Source organism: Oribacterium sp. oral taxon 108 str. F0425 (genome assembly GCF_000214455.1).
Lineage (GTDB): Bacteria > Bacillota > Clostridia > Lachnospirales > Lachnospiraceae > Oribacterium > Oribacterium asaccharolyticum.
Map to the genome: position 1 here is coordinate 1,622,994 of NZ_AFIH01000001.1, position 26,441 is coordinate 1,649,434.

At 44.4% G+C, this 26,441-nt stretch carries 19 protein-coding genes; all 19 read right to left on the reverse strand.

What is annotated here, in order from left to right:
• Positions 1–2: 2 nt before the first annotated feature.
• The gene (gene rpe / locus HMPREF9124_RS07625; RefSeq protein WP_036597738.1) at positions 3–668 is read right to left on the reverse strand and encodes a ribulose-phosphate 3-epimerase; all 666 of its coding nucleotides are present in this window, start codon (positions 666–668) and stop codon (positions 3–5) included.
• A gap of 20 nt (positions 669–688) precedes the next feature.
• Positions 689–1,585: a ribosome small subunit-dependent GTPase A gene (gene rsgA / locus HMPREF9124_RS07630; RefSeq protein ID WP_009428514.1), complete on the reverse strand. Its 897-nt coding sequence runs from the start codon at positions 1,583–1,585 to the stop codon at positions 689–691.
• Position 1,586: 1 nt separating this feature from the next.
• Complete coding sequence (locus HMPREF9124_RS07635) at positions 1,587–3,605, reverse strand: protein kinase domain-containing protein (protein WP_009427844.1); 2,019 nt, start codon at positions 3,603–3,605, stop codon at positions 1,587–1,589.
• Between the two features lie 6 nt (positions 3,606–3,611).
• On the reverse strand, positions 3,612–4,346 hold the full coding sequence (locus tag HMPREF9124_RS07640) for a Stp1/IreP family PP2C-type Ser/Thr phosphatase (protein WP_009429559.1): 735 nt from the start codon (positions 4,344–4,346) through the stop codon (positions 3,612–3,614).
• The gene (gene rlmN, locus HMPREF9124_RS07645; RefSeq protein ID WP_009428258.1) at positions 4,346–5,398 is read right to left on the reverse strand and encodes a 23S rRNA (adenine(2503)-C(2))-methyltransferase RlmN; all 1,053 of its coding nucleotides are present in this window, start codon (positions 5,396–5,398) and stop codon (positions 4,346–4,348) included. Before rlmN ends, HMPREF9124_RS07640 begins: the two co-directional genes overlap by 1 nt.
• Positions 5,386–6,729, reverse strand: a complete 1,344-nt coding sequence (locus HMPREF9124_RS07650) for a transcription antitermination factor NusB (protein ID WP_242821576.1) — start codon at positions 6,727–6,729, stop codon at positions 5,386–5,388. Before HMPREF9124_RS07650 ends, rlmN begins: the two co-directional genes overlap by 13 nt.
• A gap of 107 nt (positions 6,730–6,836) precedes the next feature.
• Positions 6,837–7,847 carry a methionyl-tRNA formyltransferase gene (gene fmt, locus HMPREF9124_RS07655; protein ID WP_009428109.1) on the reverse strand — a complete coding sequence of 337 codons (1,011 nt, stop codon included), beginning with the start codon at positions 7,845–7,847 and terminating at the stop codon, positions 6,837–6,839.
• The gene (gene def, locus HMPREF9124_RS07660; protein WP_009429960.1) at positions 7,844–8,338 is read right to left on the reverse strand and encodes a peptide deformylase; all 495 of its coding nucleotides are present in this window, start codon (positions 8,336–8,338) and stop codon (positions 7,844–7,846) included. The genes fmt and def overlap by 4 nt, the downstream gene beginning before the upstream one ends.
• Before the next feature lie 45 nt (positions 8,339–8,383).
• Positions 8,384–10,015: a replication restart helicase PriA gene (priA, locus tag HMPREF9124_RS07665; protein WP_242821577.1), complete on the reverse strand. Its 1,632-nt coding sequence runs from the start codon at positions 10,013–10,015 to the stop codon at positions 8,384–8,386.
• A 26-nt stretch (positions 10,016–10,041) separates the two neighbouring features.
• A complete protein-coding gene (locus HMPREF9124_RS12360) occupies positions 10,042–10,362 on the reverse strand; it encodes a hypothetical protein (protein ID WP_009428623.1) in 321 nt (106 codons plus the stop codon).
• Positions 10,363–10,371: 9 nt separating this feature from the next.
• The gene (locus HMPREF9124_RS07675) at positions 10,372–11,706 is read right to left on the reverse strand and encodes a UDP-N-acetylmuramoyl-tripeptide--D-alanyl-D-alanine ligase (protein WP_009429480.1); all 1,335 of its coding nucleotides are present in this window, start codon (positions 11,704–11,706) and stop codon (positions 10,372–10,374) included.
• 1 nt (position 11,707) lies between these two features.
• Positions 11,708–13,201, reverse strand: a complete 1,494-nt coding sequence (locus tag HMPREF9124_RS07680; RefSeq protein ID WP_009429010.1) for a UDP-N-acetylmuramoyl-L-alanyl-D-glutamate--2,6-diaminopimelate ligase — start codon at positions 13,199–13,201, stop codon at positions 11,708–11,710.
• A 39-nt stretch (positions 13,202–13,240) separates the two neighbouring features.
• Positions 13,241–14,905, reverse strand: coding sequence for a formate--tetrahydrofolate ligase (locus tag HMPREF9124_RS07685; RefSeq protein WP_009429320.1), 1,665 nt, complete (start codon positions 14,903–14,905; stop codon positions 13,241–13,243).
• A 2-nt stretch (positions 14,906–14,907) separates the two neighbouring features.
• Positions 14,908–17,241 carry a DNA translocase FtsK gene (locus tag HMPREF9124_RS07690; RefSeq protein ID WP_009427682.1) on the reverse strand — a complete coding sequence of 778 codons (2,334 nt, stop codon included), beginning with the start codon at positions 17,239–17,241 and terminating at the stop codon, positions 14,908–14,910.
• Between the two features lie 274 nt (positions 17,242–17,515).
• Complete coding sequence (locus HMPREF9124_RS07695; protein ID WP_009429340.1) at positions 17,516–18,847, reverse strand: hypothetical protein; 1,332 nt, start codon at positions 18,845–18,847, stop codon at positions 17,516–17,518.
• Positions 18,848–18,913: 66 nt separating this feature from the next.
• A complete protein-coding gene (locus HMPREF9124_RS07700; protein ID WP_009428677.1) occupies positions 18,914–20,833 on the reverse strand; it encodes an ABC-F family ATP-binding cassette domain-containing protein in 1,920 nt (639 codons plus the stop codon).
• Between the two features lie 13 nt (positions 20,834–20,846).
• A complete protein-coding gene (locus tag HMPREF9124_RS07705; RefSeq protein WP_009429314.1) occupies positions 20,847–22,205 on the reverse strand; it encodes an MATE family efflux transporter in 1,359 nt (452 codons plus the stop codon).
• A gap of 19 nt (positions 22,206–22,224) precedes the next feature.
• A complete protein-coding gene (locus HMPREF9124_RS07710) occupies positions 22,225–24,171 on the reverse strand; it encodes a fructose-bisphosphatase class III (protein ID WP_009429107.1) in 1,947 nt (648 codons plus the stop codon).
• A gap of 320 nt (positions 24,172–24,491) precedes the next feature.
• A complete protein-coding gene (gene ftsH / locus HMPREF9124_RS07715; protein WP_442852482.1) occupies positions 24,492–26,318 on the reverse strand; it encodes an ATP-dependent zinc metalloprotease FtsH in 1,827 nt (608 codons plus the stop codon).
• Between the last annotated feature and the right edge of the window lie 123 nt (positions 26,319–26,441).

Below are 26,441 nucleotides of genomic sequence, written 5' to 3' on the forward strand. Positions count from 1 at the left end.
AATCAATTTTTCCGAATAAAACGATTGAACTGTCTCACACTCTCTCCGACTTCCTCTTTTTTGGAGAATACGGAAGAGCCGGCAATAATAAAGTTCGCCCCGTTGTCCAGAATATCCCGAATATTTTGCAATCCCACGCCGCCATCTATGCCGATTTCCAAATCAAGTCCTCGTGCCTCCGCCAACTTTCTAAGCCGTTTTACCTTATCCAGGCTATAGGGAATAAACTTTTGTCCCCCAAATCCCGGATTCACACTCATAAGAAGCACATAAGTTGAAATAGGTAAAATTTCATCCAAAGAGGAAAGAGGAGTTGCCGGATTCAGAGCCACCCCCGCCTCCATCCCCAGTTCTCTTATCGCATGCAGGGAGCGGTCAATATGTGGAGTCGCTTCCACATGAAAACTGACTCTGTCCGCTCCGGCTTCCTTACACAGCGGAAAATAAAAGTCCGGATTGTCCACCATAAGATGCACGTCAAAAAATGCCTTGGAATTCTTTCTCAAAGCGGAAACAAGACTTAAGCCGTAGGAAAGATTGGGCACGAAATGCCCATCCATAATATCAAAATGAAAACTCTCGGCTCCCGCCTCTTCCGCTAAATAAAGATCTTCTCTTAACGCTCCGAAATCCGCCGCAAGGACAGATGGAGACAGTCTGTTTTTCATCTTTTGCACCTTCTTTCTGCTTACTGCCTGCCTTCTTCTATTAACTCCTGGTAAAGTTTTTTATAACTCTCATAGCGAACAGCCGAAATCTTTCCTTCCAAAACTGCCCGTTTTACTGCACAATCCGTTTTTCTCTCTCCGATATGAACACAGCTGTTATAATGGCAGTCTTTTCTGTAGGCTTCAAACTCCGGATAAAAATAGCGAAGATTCTCCGGGCTGATTTCCGGAGGAAAAAGGGAAGTAAATCCCGGTGTATCCAAAACATAACTGTCCTCATCCAAAGCGAAAAACTCAGCATGTCTTGTCGTATTTTTTCCTCTTGCTATCTTCTCGGAAAGCCCGCCCGTTTCCATCTTTTCCTCTCCGAGAAGGGAGTTAATCATGGTCGATTTTCCTACACCGGACGGGCCGGAAAACACTGTCGTCTTCCCTTTTAAAAGAGAAAGAATTCTATTCTTATCCTCCGCACTGTTTCCTTGCAGAAAATAAACGGGGAGCTCCGCTTTTTTGTAAATTTCCTTTATTTCTTCTATAAAATCACCATCTTCCCTAGTCAAGAGGTCTTTCTTATTAAAGAACAAGAGACAAGGAATCTCTTTCACCAGAAGATGTAAAAGAAACCGGTCTATGAGGGGAAAAGACGGAGCTGGATTTTTTACGGCAAAGAGAAGCACTGCCTGATCAATATTACTGACCAAAGGTCGAATGAGTTCATTTTTTCTTTCCAGTATACGTAAAATATGGCCCGTGTGTTCCTTTTCACTGTCCGGAACTTCCGAAAACTCGACCCTGTCGCCAACCAAAGGTCTCTCCTTTTTATTGCGAAAAGCACCTTTGGCATGACATTCGTATACCCCGTCCTTCGTGTGCACATAGTAAAATCCGCCTACGCCTTTGATGATTTTTCCTATCATACTAACCCTCCGGGTGGAATTCCAAGTCGAAGGAAGCCAGTACGCGGTCATTTTCCGCATCGACTACCTCTATGGTTCCCTTGGAAAGCCCGGTAGCCCCTACAATCCGGTTGATGCTCAGCTGCATCTCACTGCCCAGGGCATAAGATCTGGCAGACTGTATGGTAGTATAACGACTTTCTCCATCAATTTCCTGAATCAGATAAACAACAACCAAAACGGTCCCTTGAACACCGGGTCCTCCGCTTCCTATGCTCACACTTTGATTAATGCTGGAAACCCATGCCTTTTCCGTAGAGGTGGAAGGCTTGGAACTCTGCCCTCTGATTACGGTAAGGGAAACAGCCTGTCCCTGCTCCACCATAGTACCGCTCAGAATACTCTGGCTAAGCACATAATCCGCATCCACTGACGTACCGGAAACATAAGTGATTGTTCCTACTACCAGCCCCTCAGACTGTATCGCTAAAACCGCCTCATCTTCCGTCATACCGACAAGGTCGGGAACTGCCACCAAATTGCTGGCAGCTCCGGTACTGACCGTGATTTCCAAGGCTCCGGCATCTTTTGTACCAGCTTTGTTGGTTCGAATCACATAGCCTGCAGGAACTGTATCGGAGGCTTCTTCCTTGATGCTGTACTGAATGTTTCTATCCTGTAATTTCCGCTCCAGCTCTGCAATAGACATCTTTTGCAAAGAGGACAAATCTTCCGGATTTTTGGGGTCATAAAATTCCAAATCTTTACTTCCTTTGGAAAGCGTTACATAGATACGACTATGGCTGTTGTATTGTCCGCCGGGGTAGGAGATAATTTGCCCTTCCTCATATTCATCGGAAAACTCCGCCTTATCTTCATAAAGGCGAATATCATAATTCTTCAAAATATCTTCCGCTTCGGGGATTGTCTTTCCGATAATTCCCGGCAGCAAGCTGTCCAATGCGGAAATCGTAATAGCAACCTGCGTACTGTCTTCCGTAGTCTTCTCCGTAAGCTTTGTTTCGTCAGAGGAAATGCTTTGCACGGAACGGAGAAGTCCCACCACCTTATATCCCAAAAAGAGAAATACTCCTACAATCAAAATAACCGATGCAATAGCCAGGCCTTTGTAGAGATTACTGATTCCCTGGTCCAATCCGTTTCTTCCGAAGACTCCTTTTCCTCCATTGTCCTCTCTCTCGGAAAGAAAGCTTCCATCCGGATCCTCCAGTGCAAGACGTAAATCTTCTCCCATATCCGCTATACTTTGATAACGAAGGGAGGCCTTTTTCTGCATTCCTCTCCAAACGATATAATCCAGAGCCTTGGATATTTCTTTTACACTGTCTCGAACTCTGGGAATCGGGTCTTCCAGGTGCGAAAATACAACTGCCATGGAGTTTTCTCCCGCATAGGGCACCTTTCCGGTTAACATCTCATAGAGCGTACAGGAGAAGGAGTAAATATCCGACCTCGCATCGCTTATCCCTAAACGAGCCTGTTCCGGAGAAATGTAGTGCACGGACCCCATTACAGCCGTGTTAACCGTTTCCTGGCTGGCTGCTCTTGCAATACCGAAGTCGGCAATTTTAACAACGCCTTCCGTACTTACAATGATGTTTTGGGGTTTAATGTCGCGATGGACAATCCCCATCTTGTGAGCAAGGTCTATGCCGTCAATCAGCTGCAATGCAATCCCGATTGCTTCTCTCTCCGCAATTTTCCCCTTTCTTTGGATAAAGTTCTTTAAAGTTATCCCCTCGACAAGTTCCATAACGATAAAGTGCAAATCCCCTTCATCAACCGTGTCAAAGGTGGAAACAATATTCAAGTGATTCAATTTGGCTGCCGCTTTTGCTTCATTTTGAAATTTGTTTACAAATTCTGCATCTCCCGCAAACTCATCCTTCAAAACCTTCAGCGCTACAATTCTTCCGAGTTTAATATCCTGTGCCTTATAAACGTAGCTCATCCCGCCTTCGCCGATCAGACCTTCTATCCTGTATCGTTCCTGAAGCAGGGTATCTTTTTCAATCTTCATATTTCCCTACTCCTTTCCAAAGGGATCAACAAGAATCAAGGCTATATTGTCTTTTCCGCCATTGATATTTGCCAAATCAATCAAGGCCTGTCCCTTTTCCTCCAAATCCGCATCATCTTTCAGCACCTGTACCATGCTTTCATGATCCACCATATTGCTTAATCCGTCCGAACAAAGAAAAAACAGGTCTCCTTCTTCCAATTCCTCTTCAAAATAATCCACCGCCAGCTGTTCTTCTACACCTACAGCCCGGGTAATATAATTTTTATAACTCAGATATTCTCTCGAACCGCGAATCATCTTTCCTCTTTCAATCATTTCTTCCACATAACTATGGTCTCTTGTGAGCTGTTTCAAACGGCTTTTTCGAAAAAGATAGGCCCTACTGTCTCCCACATTGGAAACAAACAACACACGGTCTTCTACATAGGCGGTAACAAGAGTACTCCCCATTCCTCGAAGATTTCCATTATTTTGGGAAAGGCAAAAAAGCTCCCGATTCATTCGATTGATTCCCAAATCCAAGCACCGTATGGGGGATTCCTCTTTCATCTCTCCAATATAGGAAACTAAGCTTTCCACCAGATAACGGGAAGCATAATCTCCCGCCTTATGTCCTCCCATGCCGTCGGCCAACAAAAAAAGGTTGGGAAATATTCCCAGTCCCTCCTTCGTTGCAAAAAGGAAGTCCTGATTCATTTTTCTCATTTTCCCTTGATCCGTTTTCGCAAAAAACTGCATCAATCCTCCTTCTCTACCATTTCCGCATCTCTTCTAAGCTGCCCGCATGCACCGGAAATATCCGCGCCCATCTCCCTTCTAATGGTACAAGTTATTCCCTGCTTTTCAAGTCCTTCTTTAAAACGATTGATTTTTTTTCGATCCGGCGCGGTAAAATCTCTTTCCTTAATGGGATTCACGGGAATTAAATTTACATGTGCGGGAAAATGCTCCCCCTTCTTCCTTAAAAGTCCACTCAGCTCCCGTATATCCTCTTCCCCGTCATTTACACCGAAGACCAGAGCATATTCAAAGCTGATTCTTCTTCCCGTCTTTTTGAAATAAAAGCGAACCGCTTCCATCACATCGGACAAAGCATAACGATTGGCAATCGGCATAATTTTCTTTCGTTTTTCATCCGTTGCCGCATGCAGACTGAGCGCCAGCGTGATTCCCAGTTTTTCTTCTGCAAGCTCCAAAATTCTCGGTACAATTCCACAGGTAGAAAGAGTTATATTTCTCTGCGATATATTTCTGCCGATTTTCCCGCTAAGAAGGCGTATAAAGCGAAGTACTTCCGTATAGTTATCCAGGGGTTCTCCCGATCCCATCAGCACAACATTGGAAATCTTTTTTCCTGTAAGATGCTCTATCGCAACAATTTGCCCGAGCATTTCTCCGGAGCTGCAATTTCTTGCGAGGCCCGATAGCGTCGAAGCACAAAACGCGCATCCCATCCTGCAGCCCACCTGCGTGGAAATACACGCGGTGTTCCCGTGGTGATAGGCCATAAATACCGCTTCAATTCGATGTCCGTCTGCGAGTGTAAAAAGAAATTTTTCCGTTTCATCCAGTTTGGAAGTATAACGACGGTAAAGCTCCGGAAGGGCAAGGCTGAATTCTTCACGCAAGGCTTGCCTGAGATCTTTGCGAAGATTTTCCATTTCCGAAAAATCCGTTACATCTTTCTCCTGTACCCAACGAAAAATCTGCTCTGCTCTATACCTTGGAAAATGATGTTCCAACACCCAAGCCTCTACTTCCCTTTCTTCCAAATCTCTTAAACTTTGCATGGCTGTCCCGTTTCCTCCGTTCGAATAAAGCTGGCATAGTAGAAGCCGTCTCCCGGCTCTCCCGGGAGAAATTTCTTTTCCGTTTCCAGGCGGAAAGGAAAGGATTTTAAAATAAAGTCTCGATTTTCTTCATTTTCCTCCCTGCTTAATGTGCAGGTAGAGTAAATCAGTTGTCCTCCCCTCTTCACATAGCTCTGTACCGTACTTAGAATTTCCCTTTGCAAGCTTTGTAAAGATTTTACTCCTTCTTTAGAAAAATGCAGCCTAAGATCCGCCTTTTTCCCGATGACGCCGAGTCCCGAGCAGGGTGCATCACAAAGAACCACATCCAGTTTATCCTCTTCCTTTGCAAATCGGGAATCCGGTTTTCTCGCATCCCAGGCTTCTATCTCCATATTTTCAAGATGCAATCTTTCTCGATTTTCCTCAATATAATGTAGCTTATCCGATTTTTCATCCCTGGCATAGACCATTCCGCTTCCTTTTAAGCGACTCGCCATATGGCAAGCCTTTCCGCCGGGAGCGCTGCAACAATCTAAGACTCTGCTCCCCTCTCGTAAATGAGCAATCCTTCCCACCTCCTGCGATGAAAAATCCTGAATGCTTACCTCTCCGGAGAGAAAACGTTCTTCCTCCATGATATTCCCCAGTACTTTTTCTCCCTCTCCGGTTTCATTTCGAATATAAAAACCGGCATCGGAGGACAAGAAGCTTTTTGCTATTCGAAGAGTTTCCTCCACTCCGTAATCTCTCTTTAAAAATGCAAAAATCTCCTCCGGAAGAGCTGCTCCAATCGCATCTTCCCTATGCTCCTGCTCTAATTTCTGAAGAAGCTGCTCTTTATCCTGCGCTATTTTCCGTAAAATAGCATTGGCAAAGGGTACGAGGCCCTGCAATTTTCTTTTCTTCAGGTAATTCAACCCTTCATTAATGGCGGCATGCGGCGGAATTTTATCCAGAAAAAGAAGCTGGTATGCAGAAAGCCGCAGAACCTGCAAGAGGACAGGTTTCATTTTCCGTAAAGGTGTATTGGAATAAAGTGAAAGGAAGTAGTCAATCTGGATATAACGTTCCAGTGTCCCCCTACTCAAGCGGGTGATGAAGGCTCTCGAACGTGTATCAAAATAAGATTCTTCCGAAAAAAGCTTTCTTAAGGCAAGGTGCAAGAATTCTCCCCCCGTAAAAACAGAACAAAGCAGTTCCAAAACTGCTTCTCTCTCCGTTTTTTTATGGATACAGGGAGTTGCCGTTTTGGACTCTGCCAGCCTCTTTTTCCAGTCTCCCTGCGTTTTTTTACCGCTTAGCCTTTCTCTCTTTTTTCTTTCCACCATAACTCCTTTTGACTTTGTTCCAAAAAACGAGAACTTGTCTCCGATAGGATGCTCATCCCATCAAATTTCGCGAGCTATTCCCCTCTGCAATATATAAAGCTTCAAACCTATTCCGCTTTTCCGCTATAGCCTCTGAGAAAATCCGGAGCCGCCATCCGTTTTTTTCCTTCTACCTGCAGCTCCGTGATTTCCAGAAAAGACTTTCCTGTAGAAAAAAACAGATTTTGCTTATTCTTGGAACAAAAGAGTCCTCCCGCTCCTTCCTTCGGAATATACTCTTCCTTAAAGTTTTCTCCCAGAAAATGCTCTATATCTTCTCTCTGTATGTTCCCCAAACTCAGCATTTCCTCATCCGGCTTATTCACTGCATCCGCCTGCCAGATTTTAAAAGTTTTCCCGTTCGGAAGGATACTCACGGCATTCGGCCAAGGTGTATAAGCTCTTACCATTCTTTCGATATAGGACGCCTCTCTGTTCCAGTTAATAAAGCCGTCCCTCTTTTTTATGATCCCTGTAAGGCTTGCCTTTTCATTCTCCTGCGCTACAGGATGAATTTCTCCTTTGGAAAATCCCTCCAAAGTCTTTACAATGCAGGTTCTCGAAAGTTCGGCAAGCTTTTGGAAGAGACTGTCCGCCGTCTCCTTCCTGTCTAAAGGCAACTTTTCCTGTAAGAGAATGTCTCCCGTATCCAGGCCTTCCGCCATAAGCATCGTTGTGATACCGCTCTCCTCTTCTCCGTCTAAAACAGCCTGCTGAATCGGAGACGCCCCTCTGTACTTCGGAAGGAGAGACGCATGAATATTGATTGCCCCAAATCTTGGAATATCCAATACTTCCTTCGGAAGAATCTGGCCAAAAGCGGCTACCACAATAAAATCAGGTGCAATTTCTCTGATTCTCCGGATGCAGTCTTCATCCGTTCTTAAACGGTGAACCGATTGAACCGGAAGGCCGAGCCTCTCTGCAGCCTGCTTTACCGGAGTTTTCTCAACAATGGCTTTTCTTCCCTTGGCCTTATCTTCCTGACTGATGACCAGGGCAATTTCATGACCTGCTGCATCTAAAGCTTCCAGACTCTCTACTGCAAAATCAGGCGTTCCCATAAAGACTATTTTCAAATCTGCTCCTCCTCGTCGAGCTCTTCATACACAACATCTTCAAGCTCACCCTCTACTTTTTCGGTATAGAGTATTCCTTGTAAGTGATCATTCTCATGCATAAAGGCTCTGGCTAAGAAGCCGCTTGCTTCCAGTTCATACTCCTCCATATTCTGATTGAGCGCCTTCATGAGAATACGCATGGGGCGAGTTACCAGTCCTTCTTTTCCCGGAACGGAAAGACATCCTTCCTCCCCTGTTTGCATTTCTTCTCCCAGGGTCGTAATCTCCGGATTAATCGCCACATACTGCTTTCCGTCTCCGATGTCCACAACAAAAAGCTGTTTTAAAATTCCTACCTGCGGAGCGGCCAGCCCCACTCCGTTTGCCTCATACATCGTTTCAAACATATCGGAAATCAAGTCCTTTATGCGGTCGGTCATTTCCTTTACCGGCTTGGTTTTCTTTTCTAAAATCGGATCTCCTATGGTTCTTATGGAACGAATAGCCATTTTATCCCCTTTCAATGTGTTTATTTACAGATAATACGGACCCTGCTATAGAAGATCAAACTGTAGCAGAATCAAATTTCTCTTATCTTCTTGCTTTAATTCTTGTATAAAGTAGTCCCTTAGCTGCAAAATTATATCATGATTACTATGCTTAATATAGATAATTTTCCTAAACTTATCTTTTATTTTATAGACGGTAGCCGGGAAAGGACCATAGGTTTCTCCCCCTCCGTCTCTTATTCTTTCCTGTACTCTGGGCATAAGCTTTCCGAGAATATAGTCCAGGTAAGCTTCTTCCGTATAAATGCATTGCATAGCCAGCATAACGGAAAAAGGAGGATAAGAGAGTCGTTTTCTATAGTTCTTTTCCTCCTTGTAAAAAGACAGGTAGTCCTGCTTAAGGGCAAGTTCCAGTAGCGGATGATCCGGCTGATAGCTTTGGATAAGCACTTCTCCGGCTCTCTCTCCGCGTCCGGCCCTCCCTGAAACCTGGGTAATCAGCTGATAAGCCCACTCTCCGGCCTGAAAGTCGGAGTCCAAAAGAATCTGATCCACTGCAATGATTCCGACCAAAGTCACCTTCGGAAAATCATGTCCTTTTACAATCATTTGTGTCCCCAGAAGAATATCCGCCTTTTCTTCCGAAAATGCTTGCAGAATCTCTTCATACTTTCCTTTTTTACCGGTACTGTCCCGATCCATCCTGAGAATTCCGGCCTTTGGAAATACACTATGACAGATGCTTTCCAATTTTTCCGTTCCGCTTCCAAAGGCTGCGAGATATTTACTTTTACAATTCGGACAAATCTTCGGAAGATTTGTTTGATAACCACAGTAATGACACTGCAGAATTCCGTTTTTATGCAGATTCAAGCTCACATCACAGTGTGGGCAACGAAGTGCTTCTCCGCATTTTCTGCAACTCACAAAGGGCGCATACCCTCTTCGATTCATAAAGAGCATCACCTGCTCTCCTCTGTCCAGCCTTTCCTGAATTTTCCCTTCCAACACCCGAGAAAAAATAGAGCGATTTCCCTCTTCCAGCTCCTTTCTCATATCCACCACTTGCATCTTCGGTAAAGTACTTCCTTCTACCGCTCGATTATGCAAACAAAAACAGGGCAGGGCTCCCTTCTCCACCTCGGAAAAAAGCTGCACGGAAGGGGTAGCGGAACCAAAGAGAACCGGGCAGGAAGACAATTCTCCTCTCTTTCGTATAACGTCTCGTGTCTCATAACGCGGTGCCTGTTCCGATTTGTATGACCTATCCTGCTCCTCATCCATAATAATCAGTCCTAAATTTGAAAACGGAGCAAAAAGGGCGGAACGCGGTCCCATAAGAATCTTCACTTCACCGGAGCGACACTTTTCCATGCTTTCCGCCCGTTCTCCCTGACTCATTTTAGAATGAAGTACTGAAACGAGTCCCGGAAAGCGTTTTTCTATACGAGAGCGGGTTTGAAAGCTCAGAGAAATCTCCGGAATCAGAAAAATCACTTCTTTTCCTTTCCGGATGATTTCTTCCATCAGTTTGAGATAAACTTCTGTTTTTCCCGAACCGGTCACCCCAAACAATAGGGCAGCCTTCTCGCCCTTGGAGAAGGCAAGTTTGATTCCTTCCAGGACATTTGCCTGCTCTTTTGTAAGAGAAAGAGGAGCCTCCTCCGCTTTCCACAAAAGTTCGGTAGCTTTTCCCCTCTTTTTTACTTTTTCTTTACCGGAATAACCGTCTTTAAGCATTGGTTTAAGCCGGTTCCATATTCCCTGCTCATCCAAACAGCCAAAGAAAGAAGCTCTTCCTCAACGGAAAATTCCTTATCTAAAACGGAATCAATATCCTTGATTTTTTCTTCCGGAAAACAAACCCTTTCATGAATGGACAAGACATAAGCTTTTTTCTTTCCTCTTCCAAAAGGAACTAAAACAGGATCCCCGACATGGAGAACCATGTCCTCGGGAATCCTATAACTAAAACTCTTATCAATTGCCTCATGGCTTATGTCTACAATGACCTCTGCGTACAAATCAACTCCTTATTCCTCTTCCAAAAGCTTGTTAATAACCGTTGATAAGGAAAGAGAATGGGAGGCTTTAAATAAAACAATGTCCCCTTCCCTTACTTCATCCTTTACTGCCTCCGTCAAAGCGGAAAGAGAAGTACAGGCTTCTCCCGGAATTTTCTTTTCGCCCAAACCCTTCCATATTTCTTTCGATTTTTCTCCCAGCGTAAAAAGTGCATCAATAGAAAGCTTTCGAAGTTCTTCTCCTATTTCTCTATGTAAAAGCAATTCATCTCTTCCCAATTCATTCATATCTCCGAGAACCGCTATTTTTCTTCCTCCTTTTTCTGCAGAAAGAACATGGAGACTGGCCTTCATGGAATCGGGAGAAGCATTATAGCTGTCATCCAGAATCGTAATTCCCTTCTTCGTCCGAATTTTCTCTCCCCTCCCGGGTAGTCCCGTAAAAGTGAAAAGCGCTTTTTTTGCCGCTTCTTCCGAAACACCGAGCTCTTTCGAAAGCAGTAAGGCAATTCCCGCATTTTCCTGCATATGTTCTCCCGGAACGGAAAGCGGAATATTGGCCTTTTCATAGAAAGATAATTTGAGATGAATTCTCTCTTCTTCCTCTGAACTTCCTTTTACAGAGCCTTCCCTTTCCTCCCGCTTTCCACCTAAAAATCCCATTTCATAGATTTTTTTCTCATCCAGAACAGAGAGAATCAGATCTTTCTTCGGAAGGTAGAGATGAACCGTTCTATTTTCTCCCATAAGAATATGCATCTTCTCAAAACAGGTGTTCTCTTTTGTCTGCATATTTTCAAGATGGGCAGTGCCAATATTGGTAAAGACGGCCATGTCCACACTGGCCATTCGTGCCAACTTCTCCATCTCTCCGGGAATCGATACGCCCATCTCAATAACGCTGATTTCCCTTTCTTCTTTGGCCATATGAAAAAGTGTAATCGGGACACCAATCTGGGAATTGGCGTTTCCTTTAGTTTGGAATACCGTTTTTTCGGAAGAAAGAGCCGTGGCAATCATTTCTCTTGTGGTCGTTTTTCCGACGGATCCCGTAACGCCGATGAGTTTTCCCCTATACCTCCTTCGGCAATATGCACCGAAATCCTGGAGCGCTGCCAGGGTATTCTCCACCCTGTGAAAATGTACATCCGGATACTGCTTTCCCAAATCGGAAAAGTCCTCCTCCGTGAAGATTTCTTTTGCTCCATGGCTGATTGCCATCGGAATAAAACGATGTCCGTCTACTTTTTCTCCCCGAATGGGCACAAAAAGTGCAGAAGAGCAATCCTCCCGGGAATCCACTACGATTTTTTCTATTGCTAAGAAGAGTTTTTCAAAATCCATTCTATTTTTTCTCCGCCAATTTATCCGCTTCTTCCAGAATCACTTCCCGATCCACAAAGTGTGTCAACTGCCCGTTAACCTCATTGTATTCCTCATGTCCCTTTCCGATTACAGCAATAAGATCTCCACGCTTTGCATGCGCTAAAGCATAGGCAATGGCCTCTCTTCTGTCCGGAATGGCAATGTAAGCAGAACTTTTTTTCGACAAGGTACTTTCAATATCGGCAATAATGTCTTCCGTCTTTTCATAACGGGAATTGTCTGCGGTCAAAATACTGAAATCCGCCATTTCGCCCGCAACTTCTCCCATCCCGTATCTTCTATCTTTAGAACGATTTCCGCCACAGCCAAAAACCACGATTAAGCGGCCCGGATTATAGGAGCGAAGCGTTTGCAAAAGGTTCTTCATTCCCATCGCATTATGTGCATAGTCCACAATCACCGTATGTCCGTCTCTCTGCAGAACAACCTCCATACGTCCATTCACTTTAATCTTGGAAAGAGCATGCTTTATCTTCTCCATCGGAATCTTCAAAAGACACGCTAAAGAAACCGCTGCCAGAGCGTTATATACATTATAGGCTCCGGGAAGATGGTTGAAAATGCGTTCCTTTACTTCTCCATGCAGGAAGGTAAAGCAGGTTCCGATGAAGTCGTCCTGCCTTAAATTCTCAATTTCTTTCGCTTGAAAATCCGCCATGTTCTCCAGGGCAAAGGTGTAACAGGGACAGGGGGCATTTTCCAAAAATTCTTCCGCAAAATTGGCGTCGCGATTGACAAGCCCTATCTTCGACTGCTTGAAAATGCAGGACTTATAATATTTATACTCTGCAAAATCCTTGTGTTCATTTTCACCGATATGGTCTTCTTCAATATTGGTGAAAATGCCGTAGTCAAACAGAATTTCATCTGTTCTATGCATTTTGAAACCCTGGGAAGAGGCTTCCATCACTACTGCAGTGCAACCCTTTTCTCTCATCTTACGAAAAGTTTCCTGAAGCGTATAAGATTCAGGTGTAGTGTTTCTGCTTTCTTCATGAATTCCCGCATAATCAATTCCGGTTGTTCCAATAAGCCCGGTACGATATCCGCCTTCTTCCAAAATGCTCCGCACCATGCTTGCAGTGGTGGTTTTTCCCTTCGTCCCGGTGATCCCGATCATCAGCATCTCTCTTGACGGATAGTGAAAATAAAAAGCTGATAGTTCGGCAAGCGCCTTCCTCCCGTTTTCCACTTTTACCATACAGAGCTTATCCCGCTCTACATCCGACAAGTCCAATTCTTCCAGTTCTTTTTCCACTACAAAAATTCGAACACCGGAAGCAATCAGCTCCGGAATCTTATCATGGGAATCCAGCTTCGTTCCTTTCAGGCAGAGAAATAAATCTCCCACCTTCGCTTTTCTGGAGTCATAAGAAATACTTTGTAATTCTTCCTTTGTCGGGTCTCCCAAAAGAACCCGGCAGGCCGTTAAGGCATCTATCCACTGAGACATTTTATTTCCTTCTTTCCACTATCTTGAAAAGGCATCCTTTTAGGAAAGCCCGATGATTTTTCCGTCAATAAGGTCTATACGTTCTGCGGCAGGTACCTTCGGTAAGCCCGGCATCGTCATAATATCTCCGGTAAGCACAACAACAAAGCCTGCCCCGGCGGAAACATAGAGGTCTTTTACCTGCAGAGTGAATCCCTCCGGTCTTCCCAGTAAAGCCGGGTTATCCGAAAGGCTGTACTGGGTTTTTGCCATACAAACCGGACATTCCGAAAAGCCCAGTAAAGAAAGCTTTTCCAGCTCCTTTTTGGCCTTAGGACTGTAGTTTACATCCTTAGCACCGTAAATTTCCTTTGCCACCTTTCCTATCTTCTCTTCCAAGGAAAGACTCAGTGTCTGCACGGGCCGGAAAGCGGCGGCTTTATCCAGTTGCTTCAGAACTTCCTTACCCAGCGCCTCTCCGCCCGCTCCACCTTTTCCGTGAACCTCCGTAATGGCAAAACCGACCTGCTTTTTCTCACAGAATTGTGCAATAAAATTCAGTTCATTCTCCGAATCCGAAGCAAAGCGGTTTATGGACACAACTACCGGAAGACCATACTTCTGCACATTTTCAATATGTTTTTCCAAATTGACAATTCCCTTTTCCAGGGCTTCGAGATTCTCTTCCAAAAGAGCATTCTTTTCCATTCCGCCATTATACTTTAGAGCACGAACCGTTGCGACAATCACGGCACAATCCGGTTTTAAGTCTCCAAGCTGGCAGGTAATGTCAAAAAACTTTTCAGCACCGAGGTCTGCCCCGAATCCGGCTTCCGTCACCACGATGTCGGAAAGCTTCAAAGCATATTTTGTTGCCATAATAGAATTACAGCCGTGAGCGATATTGGCAAAGGGACCGCCATGCACAAGTGCCATATTCCCTTCCAAAGTCTGCACGATATTCGGTTTCATGGCATCCTTTAGAAGAACCGCCATCGAACCGACAGCATGGAGCTCTTTTGCCCGTACCGGTTCTCCCTTCCTGTTGTAAGCTACAATGATACGGGATAGTCTTTCCTTTAAATCCTCTATATCCTTACTTAAGCAAAGAATAGCCATAATTTCAGATGCCACTGTGATAATGAAATGGTCTTCTCTGACAACACCGTCTCCGGGACCACCTAAGCCAACAGTGACGTTGCGGAGCACCCTGTCATTCATATCCACACATCGTTTCCATTGAATGCGCTTCAAATCGATATCCAAGGCATTTCCCTGTTGGATATGGTTGTCCAGCATGGCGGCAAGAAGGTTATTCGCCGCCGTAATGGCATGAAAATCCCCGGTAAAATGAAGATTCAAATCTTCCATAGGAACGACCTGGGCATAGCCGCCTCCGGCTGCTCCTCCTTTCACTCCAAAGCAGGGACCCAGGCTCGGTTCACGAAGGGCAACAGTTGTTTTCTTTCCCAGACGATTTAAGGCATCGGTAAGACCGACGGAAACCGTTGTTTTTCCCTCCCCTAAGGGCGTGGGATTAATGGCCGTCACCAAAATCAATTTTCCGTCCTTCTCTTTCTTCCTTTTTTCATAAACCGAAGGAGAAAGCTTGGCCTTATATTTTCCATAAAGTTCAATCTCTTCCTCCGGGATGCCGTATTTTGCCGCAACATCCGTAATGTTCAACAACTCTCTCTCCTGCGCAATTTCCAAATCAGATTTCATTTTTATTCCCCCTTATTTACAAAGTTCGCCTCGAACTCTTCCTCGCTCATCAAAATCTGTCTTGCCTTTGTTCCTTCCTCTTCTCCTACAATATGGGCCTCTGCCAGCTGGTCCATAATGCGGGCCGCACGATTAAAGCCGATTCTGAACCTTCTCTGTAAAAATCCGATGCTGGCCTTCTCCGTATCGATTACCGTTCTGGCGGCATCGATAAAGAGTTCATCCCGGTCGGATGAAGACGCCTCCGCCGTATTGCCGCTCTCACCCTGTTCAATGCTGTCTATAATGCGTTCGTTGTATTCTACCGTTCCTTGATTTTTCAGGAAATCCGTTACCTTTCCGACTTCCTCATCGGATACGAAGGCACCCTGCACACGAATAGGCTTCGGCAGATTCTGCGGGAAGAAAAGCATATCTCCCTTGCCCAAGAGTTTCTCGGCACCATTCATATCAATAATGGTTCTGGAATCTACACCGCTGCTCACGGAAAAAGCAATTCGGGAAGGAACATTTGCCTTAATAAGACCGGTAATGACGTTTACCGACGGTCTTTGTGTCGCAATAATCAAATGCATTCCGCAGGCTCTGGCAAGCTGAGTTAAGCGCACAATGGCATCCTCAACCTCCTGTGCGGAAACCATCATCAAATCCGCAAGCTCATCGATAATGATGATAATCTGCGGTAAAACGTCCACTCCCTCCTTTTCTCTCTCCTCTTTAGACATTTTCCGAATTTTTTCATTGTACCCCGCCAAGTCGCGCACCGCAAAATTGGCAAATTTTTTGTAGCGGTTAGTCATTTCCGCAACAGCCCAGTTCAATGCCTGTGCCGCCTTCTTCGGATCGGTTACGACCGGAATCAGGAGATGCGGAATGCCGTTATAGACCTGTAATTCCACAACCTTCGGGTCAACCATAATCATTCTGACCTCTTCCGGACTGTATTTGTATAGGATGGACATAATCAAAGTATTAATGGAAACGGATTTTCCCGCGCCGGTGGCTCCCGCTACCAAAAGATGCGGCATTTTTGCAATGTCTGTCACAACCACCTTCCCCGCGATATCTTTTCCTACGCCGAAGGCAAGACGCATTGTATTCTTTTGAAATTCCTCAGAAGAGAGAATATCTCCTAAGTACACAACCTGACTGTTCTTATTCGGCACTTCTATCCCTACTGCGGATTTTCCCGGTATTGGCGCTTCAATTCGAATATCCGCTGCTGCAAGACGCATCTTGATATCATTGCTTAAGGATACAATTTTTGCCAGCTTCACGCCCTGTTCCGGCTGTAATTCATAACGGGTCACGGAAGGGCCTACGGAAACATTGGTGATACTGACACTGATTCCAAAACTTTTCAAGGTTTCCTGCAAAGTTCTGGCATTCTTTTCTATTTCATTTTTCTCGCCGGCATGCTTGTCTTTAGAGCACTTCAAAAGAGAGAGTGGCGGAAAATGATAGGGAGGCGTTTCCTGCACAGGGTTTATTTCCTGTTCCTCTTTCTTTTCCGCAATTCTCTCCTGCAATTTTTCCATATCGGATGCAATTCTTCCGCCGGATGCCGTCTCCACCACCCTTGTGGAAGAATCCTGTTCCAGAAGTCTTTTTTTCAGATCCGAATCCTCTTCCGTTTTCCGCTTTCGCGACCTTCCTCTTTCCTCTATAGTCATTGGGGATTCGAGTATATCTTCCTTTAGTGTAAAACTGCCATTTTCCACTATGCTATTCTCTTCCGGTCTGCTGCCTTCCCGCTCGCTGAACTCTTCATCCTTCCGATTGTCTGAAGATTCCCCCAAGCCTCTTGTTAAATCCAGCTCTTCAAAGGAGAATCCTCCCTCTTCCCGCATCTCTTTAAACGGGATTCCGGCGTTGTCCTTACTTTCCTCTGCAAAATCTTCCAGATGAAAATCCGTCGCGGAAAAATCCACTCCTCTCGCCTCTCTTTGTTCCCTTTTTTCTCGGCGCTCCCGCAGTGCCTCTTTCGCATTCTCCGAAATCCGTCGGATGTCCTCCTTTGCTTTGCGCCCCGCCTTTTCCGCAGTACGGACAGAATACGCCGTAAACAAACTGACTATCGGTTGTTCCGTAATAAAAACAAGAGAGAGAAGAAGCAAAAAGAAAAGAACAAAAAGCGCTCCCAACTTCCCTAAAATCCGGGACAAAAGAAAGAGGATTCCATTCCCCAGTACTCCACCCCCATCCAATAAAGAGTTGAAGTCAAAGGGAATTTCTTTCCCCAAAAATATCGTTCCGATAAAGCTTTCCAGAAAAAGATAAAAAATGACAATAGATAAGATTCTGCGATAAACCGTTGGATTTTCCCTCTGTGCCATAAAAAAAGCAGTAAAAAAAGAAGAAGAAAAGGAAACAAAAAAGCAAACGTTCCAAAAAAGAAAAACTGTATTTTAACTAAAATTTCTCCCAAAAAGCCGCAAAATCCCAAATTGCTGAAAAAAAGCAGGAAGGAAAACAGGCAGGTGATAATCAGCACTATCTCCTCCCTGATTTTCGAATCCGTCACAATGTTTCGTTCTGCCTGCTTCTTTCTACTCGTTGTTCTCTTTGTCTTTTGTTTTCTTGCCATAAACTCCTACTCGTTCCACTTTCTCACAAAAAGCTTGCCTCAAAATTTTCCTTCACAAAGTGAAAGTGCAAAGCCGGCCTGCCATGGCGCATCTTTTTCTCTATTCCGGAATTTTTTTTCTCTTCGATTACCCCTTCCCGGATAAGACGCAGTTGTAAAAGCTTTGCCAAAATCCGGCTGGCCGAGCGGGAAGTAATCCCTAAAAGCTCAGCTAAACTTTGTGCATTGAAGGCTTTTTCCGGAGCCTGTTCATAAAGTCCAATCAGCTTTAAAATATTACTTTCATGGATTCCCTGGGCTTTTGCAAACTGAAGTGCCTTCTCATTCTTATAGTTATACACCAAACGGAGTTCCTGAGAAAGTGGTCCCGTAATCTTTCCTTCTTCCTCCATAAAGAAAGCATCATTTCTGCTATAGTGATTGCTTTCCATCAATGCCCTCTCGGCATAGTAACGACTTCTTTCCATGGAAGTGCTCAGCCCCATTCCCAAACGGAACGGAAAATTCAGATTTTTTCTGCATTGGTTTAAAATTTCTTCCAAAATGGGAAGAATCTCCGCATCCATCGAAATCTCCGCACTCACGGCGAACTGATTAAAACCTTTTTCAATAGAAAAATGAAGATGTTTCGCCTTTCTGTATGCCGTTAAAAACTGATAGACCTGTGCCTCTCTAAATTCCTTCTCATCTTTATCAACTTCCTCCGAGAAAGGCAGACGCAATAAAACGGACAGAGTTTTCTCTTCCACAATGGTACTTAGACGCAAATCATCCAAGGCATGTTGTATGGAGTTCCGAATCATTTCTTCATTGGGAAATACCGCTACATAGGGTATTTTTAATTCATCCAGACGTTTAAGATTATTGATGCTGCGGGATAAAATCATGTCTATTTTGCCCTTATCCCAGAGCTTCTTGGCATACTCCGTAATATGCTTATAATCATATTGACTGTCTTTGTAAAAATAGGGGCGCTCTTCCTCCTGAATATACTTGCTTACACCCATGTAATGGTTGGTTTCGGTCAAAAAATCACAAAATACACGATTCAGGGGAATATCCTTGTGTTCAATCTGAAATTGCAAAAAAATCGATAAAACATCGATTGGTTCATACGCCGTAAATGCACAGGGAATCCGGATATCCGGAAACTTTTTCAGAATGTAATGATAGCCAAGTTCCCCTGAAAAGAAAATCACATCACACTTCTTCCGACAGTCCTCATAGATCTTGTCAATGTCACTGAGGTGGGTATAAATATAGGGATAAAAATGGCATTCAAAACTCTTGTCCTGAATCACCTTTTCTATTGGTTCCAGAGACTTCTCCGGACTTACAATGGCAACCGAATACATAGACTCTTCTCCTTTAATTCTATGTTAAAACTATAGTAGCATTGTTAACATAAATTAAAGACAAAGTCAATCGAGTCTTTTTTCTCCTGTCTCTATTCTTTCCGCTAAGTCCGAAAGATATTCCCATCTTTCCCATTTTTCACTGAGCAGACGTTCCGCTTCTTCCTTTTCCTTCTGTAATTCCTGCAAACGAACAAAATCTCTTGCATTCTCCACACTCTGTCTATCCAATTCCTCTATTTTTTCCTCGAGCTTTCCGATTTCTTCTTCTATCGTCTCATAGTCCTTCTGTTCACGGTAGCTCATCTTCAGCGCCCGTTCTTTTCTCCGGGATTTCCCGCCGGACTCCGTCTCCGCCTGTTTATCCGCCTCTTCTTCGTTCTTTCCGTTCTTGATTCCGTTCTTTCCGTTCTTATCCTCGTTCTTTCCGTTCTTGTTCCCTTTCGTACTTTCCGAACTTTCCTTTCCTCCTCTTCCTCCTTCCGGAAGACTCTCGGAAAGCAGCGCTACCTGGTAGTCCGTATATCCTCCCTCAAACTGACGAATCCTTCCGTTTTCCTGAAAAGCAAAAAGACGATTTACCGTCCTGTCCAGAAAATAACGGTCATGGCTGATTATAAGGACAATTCCGGAAAAATGATCTAAAAAATCCTCTAAAACCATAAGACTTGCAATATCGAGGTCATTGGTCGGCTCGTCCAAAAAGAGCACATTCGGTGCGGACATCAGAATCCGAAGAAGGTAGAGCCTCCTTTTTTCTCCGCCGGAAAGCTTTCCAATCGGGGCAAACTGCATTTCCGGTGTAAAAAGGAAACGTTCCGCCATCTGTGCCGCGGAAATCAAGCCTTCCGTTGTCGGGAGATAATCGGCAATATCCTTAATGCTGTCGATTACGCGCTCCTCGTTGTTCAACTCTTCATTTTCCTGTCGAAAATAAGCAATCCGTACGGTCTGCCCGATTTCCACCGTACCGGAATCCGGACTGATTTCCCCCAGTATCACCTTCATAAGCGTGGACTTTCCCACTCCGTTTTTCCCGATAATCCCGATTCGATCATTCCGAAGAAAGTTATAGGAAAAATGAGAAAACAGGCACTTCTTCTCATAGCTTTTACTGATATCCTTTAGAAAAATAGTGGATTTCCCAAGTCTGGTATAGATGGAAGATAAATTTAACTCTTCCTCCTCCGTAGGTCCGTGCATCTCGGAAAGCTTCTCGTAGCGATCCAACCTGGCTTTCTGCTTCGTACTTCTCGCCTTGGCCCCTCTTCTAACCCAGGCAAGCTCCTTTCTTAGAAGGTTCTGTCTTGCCCGCTCCTTTGCGACCTCTGCGGAAAGCCGATTTGCCTTTTCTTCGAGGTACGCATCGTATTTACAGTCATAGGAAATAAAAGCTTCTCTCTCCAGCTCCACAATGCGGTTACAAACCGTATCCAAAAAATAGCGGTCGTGGCTGACCAAAAGAATACTTCCCTTAAACTGAGAAAGTTTTCCCTCAAGCCACTCGCTCACCTCTTCATCAATATGGTTGGTCGGCTCGTCCAGAAGCAATAAGTCCGGCTCCACATTTAAAACGGCAAGAAGAGCAAGCTGCTTTTTCTGTCCGCCGGAAAGCGTCTTACAGGGGGCATCATACTCCAAAAGCCCCAATTCCTGCATGACCTTTCTCCCGAAGGCTTCCTTCTCTTCTACCGTGTTCTGTATCGAAAAATGCTTGATAAGAGCTTGTAAAACCGACTCTTCTTCCGGAAATTTTGTTTCTTGAGGAAGGTAGGCAATTTTTAAATTCCGTTTCTTTACAACCGTTCCCCGGTCGAGTTCCTCTTCTCCCGCAATTACACGAAGAAGAGTGGACTTTCCGCCCCCGTTCTTCCCGATCAGGGCTACCTTTTCTCCTTCCTGCATATAGAAGTTTGCGTCCTGAAATAAAACTTTATTTTGAAAGCTTTTTGAAGCATTTTCCACATTTAGAATACTTGCTGCCATATTTTCTCCCGGTCTAAATCACACTCGTTTTACTCTTCAGTTTCTTTAGGCAGCTATAAAACGCCGGCACCAAAAAAATGTCCGCGAAAAGCCATGCCAGCGGAGAAGCATAGCAAGCTGCAATATAGCCGAATATTGGAATAAAAATAAAGGCCACCAGAGAACGCGCTATCATTTCACTCACTCCCGCAAGCATCGCAAAGCCGGAAAAGCCCATTCCCTGAATGGTAAAACGCCAACAGTTTACAAAAACCAGCGGAATAAAAAAGAGGGAATTGGCTATCAGAAATTGTTTTGTCATAGCCAGTACTTCTCGTTCCTTGCCGTCAATAAAGATTTTCGGAATTTCTCCTCCGAACAGGACGAGAAGAATGCAAATCAAAACAGCATAAATACTGCCTATCTTTGTTGCGGCCCAAAGTCCTCTGTCAATCCGCTTATATTCTCTTGCTCCCGAGTTTTGTCCGGCATAAGTTGCCATAGTTGCCCCCAAGGCATCAAAAACACAGCAACAAAATCCGCTGATTCTCTGCCCTGCGGTAATTGCCGCCATCGGAGCCGCACCTAAACCGTTTACCGCCGTCTGCAGAACTACGGAGCCAATCGCCGTAATACTGTATTGCAAGCCCATCGGCACACCGATAAACAAGAGTCTTTTGTAATAATGCTTTTCCAGTCTGAGTTCCCCTTTTTGAAAATGTAAAATAGGAAACTTCTTTCTCATATAGAAGAGACACAAAAGGCCGGAAAGAAGCTGAGAAATCACGGTAGCATAGGCCGGGCCGTCTACCCCAAATCCCCAAAAACGAATGCTGAGATAGTCCAGAATAATATTTAAAATGGCGGCAAAAATCAAGAAATAGAGCGGGGTCTTCGAATCTCCGAGAGCACGGATTGTAGAACTCGTCATATTATATAAAAAGGTGGTCGGTATGCCCAGGAAGATAATAAAAATATAGTCAAAAGCATAAGAGAAGGTTTCTTCCGGCGTATTCATAAAGCGGAGTATCCCATCGGTCGCCAAGGCAATCAAAGCCGTCATGACAATGGAAAATATAATGCTGAGCCAGAGCAGGTTTCCCACATACTTCCGAAGTTTACTTTCCTGTTTGGCGCCGAACTTCTGCGCTACCGGAATAGCAAAACCGGAACAAAGTCCTATAACAAAACCGTTAATCATAAAGCTGATTGCCCCTGTGGAACCGACACCCGCCAAAGCATTTAAGCCGAGAAGCTTTCCTACGATAATCGTATCCACCATACTGTAAAACTGTTGAAACAATGTTCCCAAAAACATAGGCAAAGCAAATCCGATGATGAGGCTCATCGGATTTCCCTTGGTCAAATCCACCATCACTGTCTTTTTTCCCATACTTCCTCTTTTCCACCTTTTATACTTCTCGCAGGCATTCCTTTAAATCTCCGTTTCCGTAAGCCTCCAGTAAATCCCATAAATCTTCCATCTGCCGGCGGAGTTCTGTTCCCTTATCCGTCTCTGCAATGCGTATTCTGCTCTTCATTCTTTCCACAACCCGGATGTCAGGCGTATTTTCTTCTCCCTTTTGAAAATCTTTATGTTCCGCAAGGGAAAGATGTTTTGAATCATAAATCAAGGTGTATCCTGCAATCCCGGTTTTAGAATGATACGCCTTAGAAATTCCTCCGTCAATCATAAAAAGCTTTCCGGAAGCCTTAATCGGACTTTCTCCTTGTTTGCTTTTTACCGGGACATGCCCGTTTATAATATGAGAAAGTTCCGGATTTTCACGAAATTCCTCAATGATTTTATCTACATAGCTTTCCTTTTCAATCCACTTATAGTAGGCATTGTAGTTTTCCTGATAACTTTCCGGAACGGCAATGAAATAATGTTCAAAGGTACACATTTTATCTTTTCCGAAAAGAGGTGACTTCGGTCCACACCAAAGATACCAGAAAAAATCCGTGGCATAAAGCTTTCCGTTCGGATCCAAGTCACGATTCATAAAGTAAGCTTCTATGCACTTTTGTTCACAATAGTCCATGAGACGCCTTCCGAAAACCTCTCCGTCTCTCGTCGAGATAGAGAGAAAATCTCCCTCTTCCGTCATCGGAATGCAGCCGTGATAAAGAATATTGTGATTTATAATTTTATACATGGAACCATGGGTAAAGAAAAAATCCATATGCTTTTTCAGCATCTTGGAATGTGTAAAGCTATAGATGAGCGTGTCCATGAGCTCCTTTTCTTTTTTCGAGAGTGCATAGGGATCTTCCCAATCTATCGTCGGGAAAAAGCAGTCCCTTAAAGGATAGATTTTTCCCTCGACCTCCACCACCTTCTTTTCCAGGTCCATTTTATGAAGAAGCATCCTATGTTCCAAACAATACTCCGGATGTCTCCGAATAAGCTGCCCCTCCTCCTTCCACATTATCACACTGATGGTTTTGCACATTTTTGCAGCGAGCTCCGGCTCCACCGAATCGGCAATATTTTTATCCCAAAGATGCGGATAAAAGCATGTGCAGGGATCCTCTCCGTAGATTTCCTGCGCGAACATCGATAGAGGGCGGAGATTGATTCCATAACCGTCCTCTAAAACATCGAAGCTGTTATAGGAAGTGGCAATGCGAAGCACATTGGCAATGCAGGCGGGATTTCCTGCAAAGGCTCCCATCCAATCCACATCATGGTTTCCCCACTGGATATCCACATCATGGAAGCACATCAGTTCTTCCATAATGCGATCCGGATGTGGTCCTCTGTCAAAAATGTCTCCAATAATATGCAGACTGTCTATACTTAGATTCTGAATCAATTCGCAAAGGGCAATAATAAATTCCCTGCCTCGATTGACATCCAAAATTCCCTGTAAAATCTCCTTATGATAAAGCTTCGTATCTTCCTCTTCATCATGTAAAAGTTCATCAATCGCATAGGCAAATTCCTTCGGAAGTTTCTTCCTTACCTTAGAGCGGGTATACTTGGATGCAATTTTCAGGCAAAGGGCCGTCAAGCGATGAATGGTAATCTTCTGCCATTCCTTGTCTTCAATAAAAGCATTTTTCCGATTCGAAAAAGTTTCTCTCGGATAGTAAATCAAATTAGCCAGACGAAGCTGTTCTTCCTCCGGAAGAAAATGGGAAAATATTTCCGAAATCTTATCGCGAATTACACCGGAAGCTGACCGCATAAGAAAAATAAAGGCTTCACTTTCTCCGTGAAGGTCGGAAAAAAAATACTCCGTTCCCTTGGGAAGGGCGCAAATTGCCTTCAAGTTGATTATCTCCGCCGCTGCCTGATTCGCAGTGGGAAAGGATTTTGCCAGTAAACGAAGATAATCCAAGTCTTTTTTCATAATTTCTCCCCGCTCTTCTATGAAATCTTCTCGAACTATTTTTCTGTATACAAACCATCTTTATTCAATTTGTTCTATTCTTACGCTTCTATAGTATATTTTCACTTTAACATATTTTCGAAAAGATAAAAGGGATTTTTTCTTCTACACAAAATGCCTATAAAGCAAAAAGGACTACAAGGTCAAGCCTGTCTCTTTTTAAATCCTGAAACAGGTACATACCCTTGTAATCCTTTTATTTACGGGAAACGCCGTAACAAAGAATACGGCATTTCTTTTATATCACTACAATGTAGCACTCTTCCGCCGGAAAATCCTGTCTAGTCTTCAACCCTTGCCACCACGGAAGGATCCACCTCCTTGCGGTTCAGAATCTCCATAAATTCTTCTCCGGAAATGGTTTCTCTCTCATAGAGGAACTTTGTAATCTCGTGCAACTTTGTGATATTTTCCTCCAAGAGTTTATAAGCCTTATCGTGTTGCTTCTTGACCAGCTCCACAACCATTTCATCTATCTTGGTCTGCGTTTCGGGAGAAACCGTAAGCGTCGCATCGCCGCCAATATACTGGTTATGCAACTGTTCCATGGCAACCATACCGATACTGTCTGCCATTCCGTAACGGGTAATCATCGCTCTTGCCGACTTTGTCGCACGCTCAATATCATTTGCCGCACCGGTGGTACAGGTATGGAAAATAAGTTCCTCCGCACAACGCCCTCCGGTAAGTGTTGCAATTTCATTTTCCAACTCTTCCCTGGAGTAAAGATAATGATTGCCTTCTTCCTCTACCTGCATGGTATAGCCCAGGGCTCCCGAGGTTCTCGGAATAATGGTAATCTTGTGCACCGGAGCGGAATCCTTCTGCAGAGCCGCTACCAGAGCATGGCCGACTTCATGATAAGAAACAATCAACTTCTCCTTATCCGTCATAACCTTATTTTTCTTCTGATATCCCGCAATAACCACTTCAATGGACTCTTCAAGATCAGACTGAATTACTCTCTCTCGGCCGGCACGAACCGCACGAAGCGCCGCCTCATTGATGATGTTGGCAAGCTCTGCACCGGAGGCACCGGGAGCAGCCTTCGCTATGGCTTCCAGATTCACATTGTCGGACATCTTAATCTTCTTCGCATGTACCTTTAAGATATCCACTCTTCCCTGGAAATCCGGTAACTCCACCGGAACTCTTCTGTCAAAACGGCCGGGGCGCAGCAGTGCCGGATCCAACTGGTCCGGCTGGTTGGTTGCCGCCAAAAGGATGATTGCCTTTGAACTGTCAAACCCGTCCATTTCCGTAAGAAGCTGGTTTAAGGTCTGTTCTCTCTCGTCATTGCCCCCTAAACCGCCTGCACCTCTCTTCTTACCGATGGCATCAATCTCATCGATAAAAATGATACAGGGGGACTTCTTTTTTGCCTGATCGAAGAGATCTCGCACCTTTGCTGCACCCATACCGACAAACATTTCCACAAATTCCGAACCGGAAATGGAGAAGAACGGAACCCCCGCCTCTCCGGCTACCGCTTTCGCAAGCATCGTCTTACCGGTTCCGGGAGGGCCTACCAAGAGGGCTCCTTTTGGAATCTTCGCACCAATCTTCGAATATTTGTCCGGATTGTTGAGATAATCCACCATTTCCGTAAGAAGTTCTTTCGCCTCATCTTCTCCGGCTACATCCCTAAAACGAATGCTGTCGTCTTTCTTCTCATACTCTCTTGCATTGGATTTCCCGAAACCGCCCAGTCCGAAGCCGCCGCCTCCCATGTTGCCCATTGCGGAAGTCATTCGCTTTGACAACCAACTTCCGACAGCCATAAAGAGAAGCAAGGGAATCACCCAGGAAAAAATGAAATTCAGGAGAAAATTATTCTCTACAGGAAGGGTTTCATTATATTTTACGCCCTGCTTGGTAAGTTCACTTAAAATCTGCGCTTCGGTAAATTCGTTCTTTATTCTGGTCGTACTGTAAATGGTCGTTTTTCCATCCTTCTCCACTTCGTACTTAATGCTGTTCTCCCCCAGTTCAACCGCCTTAACTTCCTTGTTTTCTACCGCCTGTTGGAAGTCGGAATAGGTACTGCTTTCAATTCTGGCCTGCTTGATAGCGGGAATCACAAAACTGTTTAAAAGCAAAGTGATGATTAACGCCACAAAAACATAGAATAGAAAAGGCGTCTGTCTATTCCCGTTATTTCCCTGTTTGTTGTGATTTTGCCTATTCGAAAAAAATCGTCAAAGTTCGGAAATGAGTTTTTATTATCCATC

What these genes read in the sequence shown, in the direction of transcription:
- HMPREF9124_RS07710 (WP_009429107.1), bottom strand. Translation starts at nt 24,171, where the DNA reads ATGAAAAAAGACTTGGATTATCTTCGTTTACTGGCAAAATCCTTTCCC.
- HMPREF9124_RS07635 (WP_009427844.1), bottom strand. Translation starts at nt 3,605, where the DNA reads ATGAAGATTGAAAAAGATACCCTGCTTCAGGAACGATACAGGATAGAA.
- HMPREF9124_RS07705 (WP_009429314.1), bottom strand. Translation starts at nt 22,205, where the DNA reads ATGGGAAAAAAGACAGTGATGGTGGATTTGACCAAGGGAAATCCGATG.
- HMPREF9124_RS07700 (WP_009428677.1), bottom strand. Translation starts at nt 20,833, where the DNA reads ATGGCAGCAAGTATTCTAAATGTGGAAAATGCTTCAAAAAGCTTTCAA.
- rpe (WP_036597738.1), bottom strand. Translation starts at nt 668, where the DNA reads ATGAAAAACAGACTGTCTCCATCTGTCCTTGCGGCGGATTTCGGAGCG.
- HMPREF9124_RS07690 (WP_009427682.1), bottom strand. Translation starts at nt 17,241, where the DNA reads ATGGCACAGAGGGAAAATCCAACGGTTTATCGCAGAATCTTATCTATT.
- HMPREF9124_RS07650 (WP_242821576.1), bottom strand. Translation starts at nt 6,729, where the DNA reads ATGGTGGAAAGAAAAAAGAGAGAAAGGCTAAGCGGTAAAAAAACGCAG.
- HMPREF9124_RS07680 (WP_009429010.1), bottom strand. Translation starts at nt 13,201, where the DNA reads ATGTCTCAGTGGATAGATGCCTTAACGGCCTGCCGGGTTCTTTTGGGA.
- HMPREF9124_RS07695 (WP_009429340.1), bottom strand. Translation starts at nt 18,847, where the DNA reads ATGTATTCGGTTGCCATTGTAAGTCCGGAGAAGTCTCTGGAACCAATA.
- rlmN (WP_009428258.1), bottom strand. Translation starts at nt 5,398, where the DNA reads ATGCAAAGTTTAAGAGATTTGGAAGAAAGGGAAGTAGAGGCTTGGGTG.
- def (WP_009429960.1), bottom strand. Translation starts at nt 8,338, where the DNA reads ATGGCTATTCGTTCCATAAGAACCATAGGAGATCCGATTTTAGAAAAG.
- HMPREF9124_RS07685 (WP_009429320.1), bottom strand. Translation starts at nt 14,905, where the DNA reads ATGAAATCTGATTTGGAAATTGCGCAGGAGAGAGAGTTGTTGAACATT.
- rsgA (WP_009428514.1), bottom strand. Translation starts at nt 1,585, where the DNA reads ATGATAGGAAAAATCATCAAAGGCGTAGGCGGATTTTACTATGTGCAC.
- HMPREF9124_RS07675 (WP_009429480.1), bottom strand. Translation starts at nt 11,706, where the DNA reads ATGGATTTTGAAAAACTCTTCTTAGCAATAGAAAAAATCGTAGTGGAT.
- HMPREF9124_RS07640 (WP_009429559.1), bottom strand. Translation starts at nt 4,346, where the DNA reads ATGCAGTTTTTTGCGAAAACGGATCAAGGGAAAATGAGAAAAATGAAT.